Raw genomic sequence first — 14,822 nt, forward strand, 5'->3', positions numbered from 1 at the left:
CGGACGCAGGCGGCACGGAACCCTTGCTCGGAGATCCGGGGACGCACCTTCGCCGTTGCGGCGAAGGTCTTGCTCACAGCCCGTTGGGCTGCCGTGGGACCGGAGCATCGCTGCTCGAAATGACGGCCTGCACGTCGGGAGCTACTCCCCTTCGGCGGGCATTCTGGGGTCGGCTGCCGGGGCCGGTCAAGCCGCACGCGCTGGCGCGGGCGAGGGGGTTCTACCCCGAAATCACGGACGGTTGCAACGCCGGGCCTGGCATGTGCGCGACACCACCGTGCTGGACGCCGCGGCGGCCCGCTGCGCTACGATGCCCGCATGGCCAGCCTGCTTGACCAGATCAGGGAAGCCCTCGTCGCCTTCACTCGGCTGCAGACGCCTCCGGCGCTGATCGGCGGGCTCGCGCTTGCCGCGCACAATGTCGTCCGTGCGACGCGCGACGTCGACTTTTTGGTGGATGCCAACGATGCCGACCGCTTGCACGGACTCCTGCTGGAGCTGGGCTACCAGTGCGTCCATCGCAGCGTGGACGCGGCCAATTACCTGCGCGGAGAGGAAGGCCTCGACCTGTTGTACGCGCACCGTCCCATTGCCCGGGAGTTGCTGGCGGCCGCCGGTGAACGGGACACCCCGATGGGACGGCTGCGGGTAATCAGCGCAGAGGGTCTGGTGGCGTTCAAGCTCCAGGGGTACGTGAATGATCCGACCCGGACCCGCGACCTGGACGACATCCGCGCCCTGCTGCGCGCCCACGACGAATCGCTCGATCACGAGGCACTCACGACGTATTTCCGTCTGTTCGAACGGGAGGATCTGCTTGAAGCGCTCATCGACGAAGTCCGGGGTTGATCGCCGCGGCGTCGTCCTGGTGGGCGAGGGCGGTGTGCAGCGGCTGCCAGCGCCGGCAGACCCGATCCAGGCGTGGGTCGACCTCATGGAGGTGGTGAGGATGCTGCGCCCCGCCGGCGATGCGCGCCTGCCCGGCCCCACCCGCGGCCGCTTCCTGCTGTAGTCGGCGGGTGGAGGCCAAAGCGTTATTAAGCTATATGCCGGCATCGACAGTCGCTGCGATGAACTTCCCGGCCAGCGTTTCCGCCGATACCCGAAGCAGCGACGCGTTCACCTCCATCGCGAACCGGCCGATGTCCGGATGGCCGCGAGACAGCACAACGCCCTGCTTGGCAAGACGTTCGCGGAGGAGGTCCGGCGCGACCCCTGTCGCTGTCATGAAGAACCGGCTGGTGCCGTGGGGGAGCTTCTCGAACGAGAACCGGCGGTCGTCCTGCAGCAGTGCGATCAGCCGGTCGGCGACCTGCCAGGATTTCGCGTAGTCGTCCAGATAGCCGTCGACGTAACGCAACGCCACCGCGGCCGCCGGCCAGGCATGGGGCAGGGCGCCGCCGAACATGCGCCGCTGGTGGTACAGGCCCTCGATGAAGCCCGCATCCCCGGCGAGGATCGCGCCGGACCCGGCGTTGAAGTGCTTCCACAGCGAGACGTACACGGTGTCGAACAGCGCGCTGTACTCGTGCAGGCTCCTGCCCGAGTGGAGCGGCAGGTTGAACATCCGCGCGCCGTCCAGGTGCAGGCGGATCCCGCGTTCGCGGGCAAGGCTGCTGACGCGCGTGAGTTCATCGAAGTCGGCCATCTCATGATGGCGCCGCCGCACCGGCGACTCGATGGCGATGACGCCGACGCGGGTCTCGACCCGGCCGCTGTCGGAGCGCCGTAGCCAACGCTCCACCTCATCGATGGGCAAGGTGCTGGCGCCGTCGGCCAGCGGCACGAGGTTCAGTCCGCTCAGGGTCTGGGCGCAATCGCCGCTGTCGTTGTAGAGGTGGCTCTCCGCCTGCACGAGCACGCGCCGGTCGGCGCCGGCGAGCTTGCGCACCGCGAGGTGGTTCGCCAGGGTTCCGGTGGGCAGGTAGATGGCGTCGTCCTTGCCGAGCAGCCGCGCGAACCTGCGTTCCAGCTCACGGATGACGCCACCCTGGGAGTAGTAGTCAGGTTCGAAGCGGTCCGCCACGACCTCGCCCAGCAGCACGGCGTACTCGGCGGGAGTGAGCCCCAGGCCATCGGACGCGAAGTCCAAGCCCTTGAACAAGGTCGCGGCGGTGCCAGCCGGGACCGGCGTGCCCCGCGCGGACAATGCCGGCGAGGCTGCGGCAACTGCAGTCACGCCAAGGAAGCGGCGACGATCCATGTGGAGTCCTCAGGGCAGCGGGTGGCGGCAGCGACACCTCCCATGAAGCATAACCATCGCCGCGGCCACCTTGCCGGCCATGGATCAAGTCCAATGCTCCGCGCGGAATCACGCCACAGGAGGTGTGATAACAAGTGCTTCAGTCGCTACACATTAAGATGTGGATGTGCCATGGCGAGATTGCAGCCTGCGGGTTGGCAGGCCGGCCGATATCTGCGCCCGATCGCCCACCTTGCCCAGGGTCCGCTTGATCAACGCGATACACCCGACCCATGCGCCCGGCGCCTGCGCGCCGCCTGGCGGACCCCGGCATGCGTGGGCGCCATGCCAAACGGGTCACTGGACATTCCGCTTCCAATGCCCACGACTTTCAACGCGCGCGCAGTACGCACGCCATCTGGAGCTGCGCCGCCATCCGACAATTCTCAAGGAGCTTGCAATGATGGAACTACTCGCAAATGACTATCCGCAGTTGATTCTGGGTGAAACGTCGGGACCGTGCCTGTCGCTGTATCAGCCGACCCATCGCGCCTTCCCCGAGCGTCAACAGGACCCGATCCGCTTCCGGAACCTCGTCAAGTCGATGGAGGATTCGCTGCGTCGGGAGTATCCGAACCGGGACGTGGAACCGCTCCTTGCGCCGTTCCATGCACTTGCCGACGACCCTGCGTTCTGGGAGCACAGCCTGGACGGCCTGGTCGTTCTCGGCTCGGCGGATGGGGTGCGCGTCTACAAGGTGCAGCGTGCGGTTCCCGAGTTCGCCGTGGTGGCGGACAGCTTCCACACCAAGCCGCTGATGCGCATCATGCAATCCTCGGACCGCTACCAGATCCTTGCGATCGACCGCAACGAGGCGCGCCTGTTCGAAGGCAACCGCGACCAGGTGGACGAGATTCCGCTGGCGGCAGGCGTTCCGCGCAGCCTCGAGGACGCCGTCCGGATCGACGCCGAACGGGACCGCGCCACGCGGACCCACGGCCGCGCGGACCCGGGCGTGATGGGGCGCCACGGCAGCAGCGACGTCAGGAGCGACGCGATCGAGGCCGACACCGAGCGGTTCTTCCGTGCCGTGGACCGCGCCGTCATCGAGCTCCATTCGCGACCCACCGGCATGCCGCTGTTGCTCGCGGCCCTGCCTGAGCACCATCACCTTTTCCGCAAGGTCAGCAATAACCCGAACCTGCTTGAGGCCGGCATCGATGTCCATCCGAGCGACCTGAGTGCGGAGCAGCTGCGCGAACGCGCGTGGTCGCAGGTACTGCCGACCTACCTCGAGCGGCTGGGCGGACTGGTGGACGCGTTCGGCGAGGCGCTGGCAAAGCAGCAGGCCACCGGTGATCTTTCCGATGCGGCACGCGCGGCGGCGGAAGGCCGCATCGCCACGTTGCTCCTGCAGGCCGGGCACCGCATGCCCGGTACGGTCGATGCGGGGACCGGAGCGGTGACGCCGGGCGACATGTCAGACCCGGGCACGGGCGACATGCTGGACGACCTCGGTGAACTGGTGCTGCGCAAGGGCGGCGAGGTGGTGATCGTGCCTGCCGAGCGCATGCCGACCACGTCCGGGCTGGCGGCGACGTACCGCTTCTGATCGAACGTGTCGCACTGGCGTTACAGCAGCGTCCCGCTGAGGATGACGGACGCGATGCTGAAGTAGATGACCAGGCCGCTGACGTCGACAAGGGTGGCAACGAAGGGCGCCGACGCGCTGGCCGGATCGAAGCCCAGGCGCTGCAGGATGAAGGGCAGCATGGAGCCGGTGAGCGATCCGAAGGTGACGATGCCGACCAGCGCCGTGGCGATCGTCAATGCGATCAGCATCCAGTGCGGGCCGTAGTCGTAGAGGCCCGCGGTCTGCCAGATGAAGATGCGCGCGAAGCCCAGGACGCCAAGGATGCTCCCGAGCGTGAGTCCGGTCGGCACTTCGCGCAGTGCCACGCGCCACCAGTCGCGCAGGCGGATCTCCTGCAACGCGAGGCTGCGGATCAGCAGCGACGTGGACTGCGAGCCCGAGTTGCCGCCGGAACTCATGATCAGCGGGATGAACAGAGTCAACACCAGCGCTTTCGCCACCGCGTCTTCGTAATGCTGCATGGCACTGGCGGTCAGCATCTCGCCCAGGAACAGCACGCTCAGCCAGCCGGCGCGCTTGCGGATCATCGACACGAAGCCGATCTGGAGGTAGGGGCGATCAAGCGCCTCCACGCCGCCAAACCGCTGCACGTCTTCGGTGGATTCGTCGATCAGCGCGTCGAGCACGTCATCGACGGTGACGATGCCGACCACGCGGCGCTGCGGGTCGAGCACCGGGATCGCCAGCAGGTCGTGGCGACGGATGAGGCGTGCGACTTCCTCCTGGTCCGTGTCGGGTGCCACGGCCACGGGCGGATTGGCCTGGGCGACGTCGAGGATCGACGCCCCGGGATCGCCGGTGATCAGCCGGCGCAGGGTGACCACGCGCAACAGTGCGCGCGTTGCCGGGTCGAGCACGTAGATCGCGTAGATGGTTTCACGGCTGTGTTCAACCTCGCGCACGTGCCGCAGCACGTCCTCGACGCGCTGGTCGGCCAGCACGCTGACGAATTCGGTCGTCATCAGGCTGCCGGCGGTACCGGCCGGGTGGCTCATCAGGCCGCGTAGTGCCTGCTGCGTCGACTCCGGCAATGCGGCGATGAGGCGCGTGCGGTCCGGCGCGTCCAGCGCCAGCAGGAGATCGGCGGCGCGGTCGTCGGCCATGGCAACGAGCAGCGCGCTGGCGCGTTCCTGCGGAAGGCGCTTGAGGATCGCAGGCGCCAGGACAAGTTCCGGCTGCTCGAGCAGGCCGACGCCACGTGCGACCGGCACCTGGCCGACGAGCTGCGCGGCGGCGGCGGCATCCAGCTGGTTGAGGTATTCAACGGCGTCGGCGGTGTTGAAGGGCGCCAGCGGATCGGCACCTGCGACGAACGGGGGCTGGACTTGCTTGCGCATGGACTGCCTCGCGGTGCCACCGCCGCGGCGCAGCGATTGGCTCCCGCTGCAACCAGGTGACCGCTGCTGTGGACGGCTCAAGGATCGACGTGGACGGACTGGATACCGGGAGGATTCCTCCCGGTGGCATCGACGCACGGCGTTACGGTGGACAAAGTCTGGTCGGCGCAGGTACGCCAGTCAAGGTGACGCGCATCGGCTACCCTGTCGCCCCCTTCGCGCATCCGGCCGGCCATGAAACTGCAGCTCTCCCTCGAATGGTTCCTCAATCCCGATCACCTGCCGCTGATCGCCGGCATCGATCTGGGCTGGTACCGCGAGACTGGGCTCGAGCTCGAGCTGCTGGTGCCCGACGACCACTACGACGGCCTGGCCGCCACCGTCAGCGGCGAAGTCGCCTTCGCGTGCAACGAGCCCTTGCACATGATCGACGCGCATCGCCCGGGGCTGAAGGCGCTGGGCTGCTTCTTCGAGACCGACGGCGGCATCCTGCTGCAGCGGGCCGCGGGCCGGCGCTTGCTGGATGGCGGCACGGTGCGGCTGGCATCGCCGGTTGCCGGTGGTGTCACCGATACGATCGCCCGGGACATCCTCGCGCGCTGGTGCACGGGCCAGGGTGCGGCGTTCGATCATGCCCAGGTCGAGATTGAAGGCGCCGGCTTCGAACACTTGGACAACCTGCGCGCGGGCTTCGACGGCGCGTGGCTGTGCTTCGCCAACTTCGAGGGCGTCGAGGCGCGGTTGGCGGGCATGGACACGCACTTCATCACCACCGGCGACGTCGGCCTGCACAACTTCTCGGCGCTCGAGCTCTTCACCTCGCAGGGCTTCCTGGCCGAGCACCCGGCGGTCGTGGACACCGTGACCCGGCTGATCGGGCAGGGCGCGCGCCTGTGCCGCGACGACCCGGCGCAGGCCGCGGCGCTGTGGTACCGCTACAGCGCCACGCAGCCTTCGGCGCTGATGGACGCGATCATCGCCGACACCTGCCCGCGGCTGGTCAGCCCCGTACAGCGCGATGCCGCGCGCTGGCACGGCATGTGGGCGCAGTTCGACCGGCTGGGGCTGAGCCAAGTGGACGAGGCAGCGTACGCGGCGTTGTACAGCTGAGCCAAGACATCGGCCTCACGGGGCTGGAACGCACGTCGCACTAGCGTCGACGGACCCGGTTCCGGAGTGCCCGTCATGGACCTCGAAGGCTCCTGCCACTGCGGCAAGGTCCGCTTCCATTGCCAGGCGTACGCGCCGGCGCCGTTCCTGCATTGCTATTGCTCGATCTGCCGCAAGACCGCTGGAGGCGGTGGTTGTGCGGTGAACCTCGGCGCGCGCGCCGACACGCTCGAGGTCGAGGGCCGCGAGCACGTCGGCGTCTACCGGGCCCGGATCGATGACGACGCCGGCGGCTGCCGCGTCAGCTCGGCGCGCCGGCACTTCTGCACGCTCTGCGGCAGCGCGCTGTGGCTGTTCGATCCACAGTGGCCGGAGCTGGTGCACCCGCATGCATCCGCCATCGACACTCCGTTGCCACGTGCCACGGAACGCGTGCACATGCTGCTGCAGTCGAAGGCGAACTGGGTGGAGGTGCCCGTCGGGCCGGGTGACGTGCACCTCGACGGCTTTCCCGATGAATCCCTGGAGGACTGGCATCGGCGCCACGGCCGATTGGACGAGATCAGGCCGGTGTGAGAGGCGATCTGTACGAGGAGGATGCGGCGCGCTACCTGGAGCGGCGAGGGTGAGCGCGCCTTGAGCGGTCACGGCGGCGTTTGCCCCTGGCAGCTCGCGCCGGTCACGATCTTCATGGCGCTTTCCGTGTCCGATGGAAGCGACGCCTGACCACGCGCGCGGTTGTTGGCCGGATGTCAGCCCGGCCCGGCTCGGCTTCCAGGCATGGCCCTCGACGTCCGCCAGATCTTTGCCGCGCTCCATGACGCACGGGTCGATGATGTTGTTGTGGGCGGACTGGCGGTCATCCTGCACGGCTATCTGCGCGGATCGAGATCAACCCGCCGCTGCTTCGATGAGCGTTCCAGCCAAGCTGTCCGCCGATACCCGCAGCAACGTCGGATTGACCTGCATCGCGAACCTGCCGCTGTCCGGATGGCCATGCGACAGCACGACGCCCTGGCGCGCGAGGCGGTCGCGAAACAGGTCAGCCCCCACTCCGGTCACGGTCATGAAGAAGCGGCTGGTGCCCTGCGGCAGCTTCTCGAACGCGAACCGGCGGTCCTCCTGCAGCAGCGCGATCAACCGGTCAGCGACCTGCCAGGACTTCGCGTAGTCCTCCAGGTAGCCGTCGACGTACCGCAACGCCACCGCGGCCGCCGGCCAGGCATGGGGCAGGGCGCCGCCAAACATGCGCCGCTGGTGGTACAGGCCCTCGATGAAGCCCGCATCCCCGGCGAGGATCGCGCCGGACCCGGCGTTGAAGTGCTTCCACAGCGAGACGTACACGGTGTCGAACAGCGCGCTGTACTCGTGCAGGCTCCTGCCCGAGTGGAGCGGCAGGTTGAACATCCGCGCGCCGTCCAGGTGCAGGCGGACCCCGCGTTCGCGGGCAAGGCTGCTGACGCGCGTGAGTTCATCGAAGTCGGCCATTTCGTGATGGCGCCGCCGCACCGGCGACTCGATCGCGATCACGCCGACGCGGGTCTCGACCCGGCCGGTGTCGGAGCGCGCCAGCCAGTGCTCCACGTCCTCGATGGGAAGGGTGCTGCCTCCTTCGGCCAGGGGCACGAGGTTCAGCCCGCTCAGGGTCTGCGCGCAATCGCCGCTGTCGTTGTACAGGTGGCTTTCCGCCTGCACGAGCACGCGACGATCGTCCCCGGCGAGCTTGCGCACCGCGAGGTGGTTCGCCAGCGTTCCGGTGGGCAGGTAGATCGCGTCGTCCTTGCCGAGCAGCCGGGCGAACTTGCGCTCCAGGTCGCGGATGACGCCGCCCTGTGAGTAGTAGTCGGGTTCGAAGCCGTCCTGCGCCACGACCTCGCCGAGCAGTGTTGCGTACTCGGCGGGGCTGAGCCCAAGCCCGTCGGACGCAAAGTTCACGTGCTTGAACAATTTCGCGGTGGCGTTTGCCGTGGCGGGTGTGCCCAGTGCGGACAACATCGGCGCCGCGGCGGCAGCTCCACTCACGCCAAGGAAGCGGCGACGATCCATGTGTAGTCCTCAGGGTAGGGCGTGGCGGCAGCGACGCCTCCCTTGAAGCGTAACCAACGCCGCGGCCACCTCACGGGCCACGTTCCCGTGGTTTCGCGCGACGTGGTCACCTATGCGCGGCTGGCGGCAGTCCGGGCCTTGGGATACGCGTCTTGGGCTGCCGCGTTGTCGGAGCGACTGGCGTTTCGATCAGCACCCGCTTACTCGCAACGTTGTTGTCCGCGCGGAGCTCCGGCCAGTCGTAGAGCACGCGCGCGGTGCCCGTGACCATGGTCTGCGCGCCCGACGTGGTGAGAACGAAGGGAAACTGGCGCTCGTGGTGCGCGCCAGGTGCGAGCGCCGGCATCTGGCAGGTGATCGCAAGGTAGCCGTTCCAAGCCTGGGACGTGCAGTCGCCCGGGAGGGTGCCACCACTGACCGACCCCAGGCGAGGTTCGAGACGGAAGGTCAACGTGTAGGCCCCGGCCTGCAAGGTGCCGCGGTTTTCCACGCGTACCGCCGCCGCACCTGCGTTGAGGCCGGTGAATACCGCAAGGTCGGTCCCCAGCGACGAGTTGCGGCCGGCCCTGTAGGAAACGCTTCCATTGGCCTCGCGCAGCACGATGTCCTTGTGGCCATCGCCGTTGACGTCGCCAAGGGCGTAGCTCGCGGTGTCGCCCAGCTCGTGTGCGACTGCGGGAGAAAATCCACCGCCCGGACGCCCGAGTCGGACGACCAGTGCGCTGTCGAAGCTCCGGGTGAAGACCAGCAGGTCCTGGCGGCCATCGCCATTCAGGTCAGTGGCCAGCACTTCGTTGACGGTGACCAGTCTCCCGCCACCAAGGGGCTGCTTCAAGCGGTACGTGCCGTCGCTGCCCTGCAGGTGGAGGAAGACCGAGTACGTCGGCCAGGAGCCTTTGGCGTGTGCGATGTCGATGCGGCCGTTGTCCCTGAAGTCGGCCACCGCAAACCTGTCTTCGAAGCTGGCCCCGGCCAGCGTGCGGGGCGACTCTGCAAAGCCCGTGCCCTCGTTGCGGCGGACCTGGATCACGTCCCAGGCGTGGTAAACGAGGTCCTCCCTGCCGTCGCCATCGATATCGGTCAGTTGGAACATCGAAGGGTAGGCGCTGTATCCATGCCAGGTAGTCTGGCCGAACCCGGCTTCGCCGTCGCCATGAAGAACGGCGATGCCGCCGTAGTTGTCGTTGCCCACCAGGTCCACATGGCCATCACCGTTGACATCGGTGAACCTCATTTCGCGCAGCACCTCGGTCGTGAAAAATGCGTCCACCGTGAACGCGCCGCCGTCATTGCGGAGCACGGCCAACTCGCCGCTCGGGTAGTCGCCGTAAGGCACGAGGATGTCGAGGTCGTCGTCGCCGTCGAGATCGGCCAGTGCAAGGCCGGTGCCCCTGGCGTAGTAGTCGGTCGGCTCGGGGTGGTAGTCGATCGCGACAGGCGGCGCGAATCCGGTCGCGGTCTGGGCGTAGAGGATGACGCGGTTCCGGAAGTGGGACTCGCCGCCGCCGAGCACGATCACGTCGTCGAGGCCGTCACCGGTCACGTCGCCCACCGCCACCGCCTGGGCGTCGATCGCCGCGGGAGCGATCGCGGAGACCAGTTCGAATCCATGATCGGCCATGGCGGTCGCGCACACGCACGACAAGATCATGGCGCTTGCCATCTGCTTGTACATTCTGGATTCCCCTGTCATCAATGCGATGCCGACGCGCGGCGTCGGCCACCGGCTCCCCGCGCGGCCACGGTAGCTTACCCGTATAAGCATTCGCGCAGGCGCCGCTCAGGCCTTGACGCGACTCCGGCTTCACATGCGGCGGGTGCGGCAATGGCCGTGCCCTCCACCTGACGTCGTTGTCCGACAGAAGCGCCGCAGGCACGGGAGTCGGCCATGGACCATGCCCAGTATTCCGTCGCCACCACCGAAGACATCGTCCGCCTGCGCCGCCGCATCGCCCAGGCCGGGCTGCCGCCGCGCCGCACCGATGCCAACGTCATCGTTGGCACTTGGAACATCCAGAAGTTCAGTGGCTTCCATCCCGATTGGTCGGAGAACCCCGGTAGCCCCAAGCGCAACCTGCGGGCGCTGGCCCTCATTGCCGAAGTGATCCGCTGCTTCGACGTGATCGCGCTGCAGGAGGTCATGCGCGACACCGCCGCGCTGCGTTATCTGATGAGGCACTTCCTCGGGCCGCACTGGGCGGTGCTGCTCACCGCCGCAGGCGCTCCCGCCGGAAGAGGAAGCCATCGCGATTGCGTTCGCCGAACGCACTGGTCGCGAAATTTTCGAGCACGACCGGGCAGCGGCAGTGGCGACCGACGCCCTCATGGCACAGCGCAAGTCCAGGCGCGACCGTCGCGTCAGGGGTTGGGTAACCGAGGCGCGGGCCGACGGCATCGCGGTGACCTTCGTCGACGAAACGCCGGCCGCGCTGTACCGGGTGCTGGTGTCCACATCGGGCGAACCGGGACCCATTGCGGCGTTCGACGCTCCCGAGCCGCTCAGCCCCTACGAGGCGGGCGCGGTCGCTGCGCGCGATGCGGCGATGGCGGCGCCGTTCGAGCCGTGTTCAAAGGATTACAACACTGTGGTGCTTCCCTCAGCACCCGATACCATCGAGCACTGGGTCGTCTATCTGCTGCCGGGCACCAAGCGCGACAACGAGGTGCCGGTGGGCGGAACGTATCGGATGGAGGTGCGGGGCGGGGCGGTCACATCGCAACGCGCGTTCACGCGATCCTGCATCAGCCTTCCCACGGGGCCAGAGCCTGGTGCGCTCATGATCACGCACCTGCTGGATCCGGTGCCCACCGAAGCGCATGTCCACTGGAGCCTGTGGGCCGGTAAGCCGATGCTCGTGATGACGCCGCCTGCTGGCACCATCTGGGGCATCGAGCATGGCGCGGTCTGGAAGATGGATCGAGATGCTGAGGATTGAAATCGTCGCCCCGCGCAACTTCAGCGGCAACGCTCGTCCAGCTGCACCCATCCATTCGGGACTTCGCGGAACCGCTTGCCATCGACGCAGCGTTCGCCGGTAGCCAACGGCCGGAGCGTGCGCTGGTGTGGCCGGCGCGGTGTAGCCGGGCGCGCCGGAGGTGGCGCTGCCAGCGTGTCCTTCATCTCTTTCTCGAACTTGTCGAACTCCACGCCGATAGCCTGGAGACCTTTGTAGATTTCCCAGCGCACGTACAGGCCGGTCACGATGCTGTGCGCCAGCAGGCCGACGAAAATGCCAAGTGCGATGCGCCACCACAGGCCCGCGTACGGGTGTGCGTCTTCCGGTTGCGACCTGGGGCGCCGCCTGCGGAACTCGATGTCACTCATGTCGACCGAGCCGATGCTCGGCTCGTCGCGCACCCGTCGATTCACCGCGTGATCTCGAACACCGCCGACACCCGCTCGGTGAAGTCGATCCTGGGCTGCAGGTACCGCCCGCTGTCCATGCGCGAGCCGGTGACCTCGATGGTGGCCCGCCTGGTGTTGCCGTAGCCGTGTGACTGCATCGAGTTAAGGCTGTTTCCGCCCTGGACGATAACGTGCGAGGCGTTGGGGAGCGGGGTGCCGGCCAGCGCGGTGGCGGACAGCAGGGGGAGGAGGGCGGCAATCATCCATGGGCGCATGTCGGGCTCGCAGTCAGTGAGATGGAACTTGATGCTTCGCGCCGTCTGGCGCCCCTCAAAACTATATGCGAAGCAGCGGCTTTGCCGACGCAGGCCGCATTAGCGCTGGCGCGTGCGGACATCCAGCGAGTACGTGCTGCCCATCGGTTCGGAAGTGCTGCTTGGCACAGTGTTACGCCGGCTACGCCGCGCGCGGACGCACCGTGCGCTCGATCTCGGCCAGCGTGGCAAGCGTTTTCAGGTCGTAGACATTCTGCAGTGCCAGCCACGAGGCGGCATCGCCGCCGAAGTGGCGCGCCAGGCGCGCGGCGGTGTCCGCGGTGATGCTGCGGCGCTCGTTGACGATCTCGTGGATGCGCGTGGCCGGCACGCCCAAGGCGATGGCCAGGGCATTGGCGCTCAGGCCCAGCGGTGCCAGGAACTCCTCGCGCAGGATCTCGCCGGGATGGATGGCACGCATGGCATTGATGGGACGGGTCATGACAGCACCTCAGTGGTAATCGACGATCTCGACGTCGGTGGGACCGGTTCCTGTCCAGACAAAGCACACGCGCCACTGGTCGTTGATGCGAATGCTGTGCTGGCCGGCACGATCTCCCCTCAGGGCTTCCAGACGGTTGCCCGGAGGGCTGCGCAGGAAGTCAAGCGTCTGCGCGGCGTCCAGCAACTGAAGCTTGCGCTCGGCCGCTTCGCGGATCGCGCGGAACGGCCGTGGGCTTCGCCCGGCGAACAACGCTTGCGTGTGCCGGCAGCGGAAGGACTGGATCATTACGTGCACCGTATTACGTTTGGCGTAACATTTCAAGTTGCGGGTCATTCGACCGGCAGATGGGTTGGCAGAGCCGGTAGTTGGTCTTGACGCCGCCGCCGCTCAGTTTTCGGAGACGATTTCCGGCATGAGGATCACCAGTGGCTCGCACGCGCTGCGCGAGCACCCCAGCAGGCGGACATCCTCACCGGAGCGCCAGGTGCTGGTGCCCGCGCCGTTGATCTCGAATGTCCACTCGCGGCCTTCGGCCTGCAGGCGGCCGTTGATCGAGCACGGCAGCCAGTGGAAGTCGTGGAGCCGGCCTTCGGGAAGCTGCTCGCTCAGGCCAAAGAAGGCCTCTGCCTGATGATGGTCGAGCGACCAGGCACCACATGCGTCCGCTTCGGCCTGGGATGCCCGGGAAGCGTCTGTGGATTGGTAGCGGGCCGGTGAAATTTCCAGCACGTTGACGTCTGTCAGGGAGTCGGGCGCGCGGGGGTTGGCGCTATCGTTGCGGGCCTGCGGCTGGCACGCGACCAGCATCGCCAGCATCAGGAACAACGCCAGGCGCGGCAGGTGCGTAAAGGCCGGCGCCTTCGCCGGGTGTCTTGCGTGAAATGGCGTCATGTTCGTAAACATCCTCGTCGGTCAGTCCAAAGTTGCGCTGCAGGGATTCCATCAGGCGGTTGATTGCGGCGGCCTGTTCGGGCGTCGGGTCGTCCCAGCGCTGCGTCGCCGGGTGATAGCGGCCGACCACTTCGATGCCGATGCTGTCGGCGTTGCCCGGATAGCGTTCCGGGTATGGCCGGCTGGTTTCGATCCGGCTGACGGCGCGCACGGCGGGGCCACGCCATTCAGTCTGGCCATTGCGTGCGGCATCGAGTTCGCGCCGGTCGTCCACGAGGGGGCATCAACGCTTGGTGCAATGGCCCCCTGGGGCAATGCCGAGCCTAGTCTGTTCTGGCGTCCGGAAACCTCGCCATGGTCGCGAATCCGCGTAGGGACTTCCCGGATTGAAGTTCAATGCATGCTCCGAGGCTCTGCGCTGCGAGGGTCGCTTCGCCAGCACCAGGGACGCCGGCTTACCGCACGATTTCAAACACCGCCGAAACCCGCTCGGTGAAATCGATCCTCGGCTGGAGGTACCGCCCACTGTCCATGCGCGAGCCCGTCACCTGGATGCGATCCAGCGTCGTGTTTCCGTAGCCATCCGCCTGCATCGAATTCAGGCTGTTGATGCTGTACACCGGCCCGAGTCGGCCGCCGAAGGCCGCGGCCAGGCCGCCCGCCTTCTCGCGGGCATCCGCCACCGCCTGCGCCCGCGCGTCTTCGCGCAGGCGGGCTTCCTGGCTGGACTTGAAGCTGCGGTGATCATCCATGTGCGCATGGCGGTGGCTGGTGTTGTTGAATGCGAGAAGTGTGCAGGAGACGTGCGCGGCCCAGTGCAGCGTTGTCAGCGCCCGTGCTGCGCCGTCAGTCCGATCACGTCGCTCCAGAGCGGCACCAGCGTGTCCATGCTGCGGCGGAGCGCGGCGGCCGATTCGGGCGGCAGGGTGGCGAAGGGATCGCCTTCCAGCTTCGCCTTCCACTCCGGCGCGGCCTCCAGGTCGATCGAGCGCGGCGGGCCGATCTCGCCCTTGAAGTTGAGGATGGTGAACACCGGTTCGACCTGCTGCTCCACGGCGCGGTACTCGTCGACCGTCATGCCGGCGGCTTCCAGCACTTCGCCGGTTTCACCATCGAGGTCGTGGATGCTTAGGGTCACGCCGTAGTGGGTGCCGCGACCGGGGCGACGGATGATCTCGGCCTGCTTGGCGAGTGCGCGGCCGTAGGCGTCGAGGTTGGCGTCGGTCAGGGCGGTTGGGCGGGCAGCGCTGTCCTTCGCGTTGGTGGCGTTGGACGGCGCGGTGGGTGCGGTGGCGGTCGCGGCCTCGTCGGCCGAAGGCGCGCAGGCTGTGGTGGCCAGGGCCACGCCGAACAGGGCGGCCAGGCAGGCAGCGGCGGATCCTTCCATGATGTTCTCCCGGGTGCGTGAGCAGACCTTAACGCGAAACCCCGCGGCGTCCGGCAACGCGCGACGTCGCACGCGAGGCAAGGGCGCTCCGGATCGGCGATCCCGGCCAT

Annotated in this window: 18 protein-coding genes; 6 read left to right on the forward strand and 12 right to left on the reverse strand. The window is 67.5% G+C overall.

Annotated elements, in window-relative coordinates:
- Positions 1–318 precede the first annotated feature (318 nt).
- Complete coding sequence (locus tag WCD84_RS03275; protein ID WP_343280420.1) at positions 319–849, forward strand: nucleotidyltransferase family protein; 531 nt, start codon at positions 319–321, stop codon at positions 847–849.
- Entirely contained in the window at positions 818–1,012 is a 195-nt protein-coding gene (locus WCD84_RS03280; RefSeq protein WP_343280421.1) for a hypothetical protein, read from the forward strand. Before WCD84_RS03275 ends, WCD84_RS03280 begins: the two co-directional genes overlap by 32 nt.
- 30 nt (positions 1,013–1,042) lie before the next feature.
- Here the strand turns inward: WCD84_RS03280 and WCD84_RS03285 are convergent, their stop codons facing one another.
- Complete coding sequence (locus tag WCD84_RS03285; protein ID WP_343280422.1) at positions 1,043–2,203, reverse strand: threonine aldolase family protein; 1,161 nt, start codon at positions 2,201–2,203, stop codon at positions 1,043–1,045.
- 439 nt (positions 2,204–2,642) lie between these two features.
- On the opposite strand from WCD84_RS03285, the gene WCD84_RS03290 reads away from it, so the two are divergent.
- Positions 2,643–3,794 carry a baeRF3 domain-containing protein gene (locus tag WCD84_RS03290; RefSeq protein WP_343280423.1) on the forward strand — a complete coding sequence of 384 codons (1,152 nt, stop codon included), beginning with the start codon at positions 2,643–2,645 and terminating at the stop codon, positions 3,792–3,794.
- Positions 3,795–3,814: 20 nt separating this feature from the next.
- On the opposite strand, the gene mgtE is transcribed toward WCD84_RS03290, so the two are convergent.
- Positions 3,815–5,173 carry a magnesium transporter gene (gene mgtE, locus WCD84_RS03295; protein WP_343280424.1) on the reverse strand — a complete coding sequence of 453 codons (1,359 nt, stop codon included), beginning with the start codon at positions 5,171–5,173 and terminating at the stop codon, positions 3,815–3,817.
- Between the two features lie 234 nt (positions 5,174–5,407).
- Between mgtE and WCD84_RS03300 the strand changes: the two genes are divergently transcribed.
- Positions 5,408–6,283 carry an ABC transporter substrate-binding protein gene (locus WCD84_RS03300; RefSeq protein ID WP_343280425.1) on the forward strand — a complete coding sequence of 292 codons (876 nt, stop codon included), beginning with the start codon at positions 5,408–5,410 and terminating at the stop codon, positions 6,281–6,283.
- A gap of 75 nt (positions 6,284–6,358) precedes the next feature.
- Positions 6,359–6,859, forward strand: a complete 501-nt coding sequence (locus tag WCD84_RS03305) for a GFA family protein (protein WP_343280426.1) — start codon at positions 6,359–6,361, stop codon at positions 6,857–6,859.
- 315 nt (positions 6,860–7,174) lie between these two features.
- Here the strand turns inward: WCD84_RS03305 and WCD84_RS03310 are convergent, their stop codons facing one another.
- Together WCD84_RS03310 and WCD84_RS03315 are read right to left on the reverse strand one after the other, a co-directional pair.
- Positions 7,175–8,329, reverse strand: coding sequence for a threonine aldolase family protein (locus WCD84_RS03310; protein WP_343280427.1), 1,155 nt, complete (start codon positions 8,327–8,329; stop codon positions 7,175–7,177).
- A 106-nt stretch (positions 8,330–8,435) separates the two neighbouring features.
- Entirely contained in the window at positions 8,436–10,004 is a 1,569-nt protein-coding gene (locus WCD84_RS03315; RefSeq protein ID WP_343280428.1) for an FG-GAP repeat domain-containing protein, read from the reverse strand.
- Between the two features lie 724 nt (positions 10,005–10,728).
- Here WCD84_RS03315 and WCD84_RS03320 point away from each other — a divergent pair.
- On the forward strand, positions 10,729–11,265 hold the full coding sequence (locus WCD84_RS03320) for a hypothetical protein (RefSeq protein WP_343280429.1): 537 nt from the start codon (positions 10,729–10,731) through the stop codon (positions 11,263–11,265).
- A gap of 20 nt (positions 11,266–11,285) precedes the next feature.
- Here the strand turns inward: WCD84_RS03320 and WCD84_RS03325 are convergent, their stop codons facing one another.
- The 8 genes from WCD84_RS03325 to WCD84_RS03360 all read right to left on the reverse strand — a co-directional run bounded on the left by WCD84_RS03325 (position 11,286) and on the right by WCD84_RS03360 (position 14,712).
- Entirely contained in the window at positions 11,286–11,687 is a 402-nt protein-coding gene (locus WCD84_RS03325) for a hypothetical protein (protein ID WP_343280430.1), read from the reverse strand.
- Between the two features lie 8 nt (positions 11,688–11,695).
- Positions 11,696–11,938 carry a hypothetical protein gene (locus WCD84_RS03330; RefSeq protein ID WP_343280431.1) on the reverse strand — a complete coding sequence of 81 codons (243 nt, stop codon included), beginning with the start codon at positions 11,936–11,938 and terminating at the stop codon, positions 11,696–11,698.
- A gap of 193 nt (positions 11,939–12,131) precedes the next feature.
- Complete coding sequence (locus WCD84_RS03335; RefSeq protein ID WP_132985034.1) at positions 12,132–12,431, reverse strand: HigA family addiction module antitoxin; 300 nt, start codon at positions 12,429–12,431, stop codon at positions 12,132–12,134.
- A gap of 9 nt (positions 12,432–12,440) precedes the next feature.
- Positions 12,441–12,719: a type II toxin-antitoxin system RelE/ParE family toxin gene (locus WCD84_RS03340; RefSeq protein WP_132985004.1), complete on the reverse strand. Its 279-nt coding sequence runs from the start codon at positions 12,717–12,719 to the stop codon at positions 12,441–12,443.
- Between the two features lie 102 nt (positions 12,720–12,821).
- On the reverse strand, positions 12,822–13,250 hold the full coding sequence (locus WCD84_RS03345) for a hypothetical protein (RefSeq protein ID WP_343280432.1): 429 nt from the start codon (positions 13,248–13,250) through the stop codon (positions 12,822–12,824).
- Positions 13,204–13,599, reverse strand: a complete 396-nt coding sequence (locus WCD84_RS03350; RefSeq protein ID WP_343280433.1) for a peptidoglycan recognition protein family protein — start codon at positions 13,597–13,599, stop codon at positions 13,204–13,206. The genes WCD84_RS03345 and WCD84_RS03350 overlap by 47 nt, the downstream gene beginning before the upstream one ends.
- A gap of 181 nt (positions 13,600–13,780) precedes the next feature.
- Entirely contained in the window at positions 13,781–14,077 is a 297-nt protein-coding gene (locus WCD84_RS03355) for an SIMPL domain-containing protein (RefSeq protein ID WP_343280434.1), read from the reverse strand.
- Between the two features lie 74 nt (positions 14,078–14,151).
- A complete protein-coding gene (locus WCD84_RS03360) occupies positions 14,152–14,712 on the reverse strand; it encodes a hypothetical protein (protein WP_343280435.1) in 561 nt (186 codons plus the stop codon).
- Positions 14,713–14,822: the final 110 nt, after the last annotated feature.

The sequence above is a fragment of the Luteimonas changyuni genome (assembly GCF_039548395.1).
In the GTDB taxonomy this organism is placed as follows: domain Bacteria; phylum Pseudomonadota; class Gammaproteobacteria; order Xanthomonadales; family Xanthomonadaceae; genus Luteimonas.

Bases quoted from the DNA above. Each gene is read 5' to 3' on its own strand.
- WCD84_RS03345 (WP_343280432.1), bottom strand. From the start codon at position 13,250: ATGCTGGCGATGCTGGTCGCGTGCCAGCCGCAGGCCCGCAACGATAGC.
- WCD84_RS03290 (WP_343280423.1), top strand. From the start codon at position 2,643: ATGATGGAACTACTCGCAAATGACTATCCGCAGTTGATTCTGGGTGAA.
- WCD84_RS03340 (WP_132985004.1), bottom strand. From the start codon at position 12,719: ATGATCCAGTCCTTCCGCTGCCGGCACACGCAAGCGTTGTTCGCCGGG.
- WCD84_RS03310 (WP_343280427.1), bottom strand. From the start codon at position 8,329: ATGGATCGTCGCCGCTTCCTTGGCGTGAGTGGAGCTGCCGCCGCGGCG.
- mgtE (WP_343280424.1), bottom strand. From the start codon at position 5,173: ATGCGCAAGCAAGTCCAGCCCCCGTTCGTCGCAGGTGCCGATCCGCTG.
- WCD84_RS03300 (WP_343280425.1), top strand. From the start codon at position 5,408: ATGAAACTGCAGCTCTCCCTCGAATGGTTCCTCAATCCCGATCACCTG.
- WCD84_RS03360 (WP_343280435.1), bottom strand. From the start codon at position 14,712: ATGGAAGGATCCGCCGCTGCCTGCCTGGCCGCCCTGTTCGGCGTGGCC.
- WCD84_RS03305 (WP_343280426.1), top strand. From the start codon at position 6,359: ATGGACCTCGAAGGCTCCTGCCACTGCGGCAAGGTCCGCTTCCATTGC.
- WCD84_RS03285 (WP_343280422.1), bottom strand. From the start codon at position 2,203: ATGGATCGTCGCCGCTTCCTTGGCGTGACTGCAGTTGCCGCAGCCTCG.
- WCD84_RS03275 (WP_343280420.1), top strand. From the start codon at position 319: ATGGCCAGCCTGCTTGACCAGATCAGGGAAGCCCTCGTCGCCTTCACT.
- WCD84_RS03355 (WP_343280434.1), bottom strand. From the start codon at position 14,077: ATGGATGATCACCGCAGCTTCAAGTCCAGCCAGGAAGCCCGCCTGCGC.
- WCD84_RS03335 (WP_132985034.1), bottom strand. From the start codon at position 12,431: ATGACCCGTCCCATCAATGCCATGCGTGCCATCCATCCCGGCGAGATC.
- WCD84_RS03330 (WP_343280431.1), bottom strand. From the start codon at position 11,938: ATGATTGCCGCCCTCCTCCCCCTGCTGTCCGCCACCGCGCTGGCCGGC.
- WCD84_RS03315 (WP_343280428.1), bottom strand. From the start codon at position 10,004: ATGTACAAGCAGATGGCAAGCGCCATGATCTTGTCGTGCGTGTGCGCG.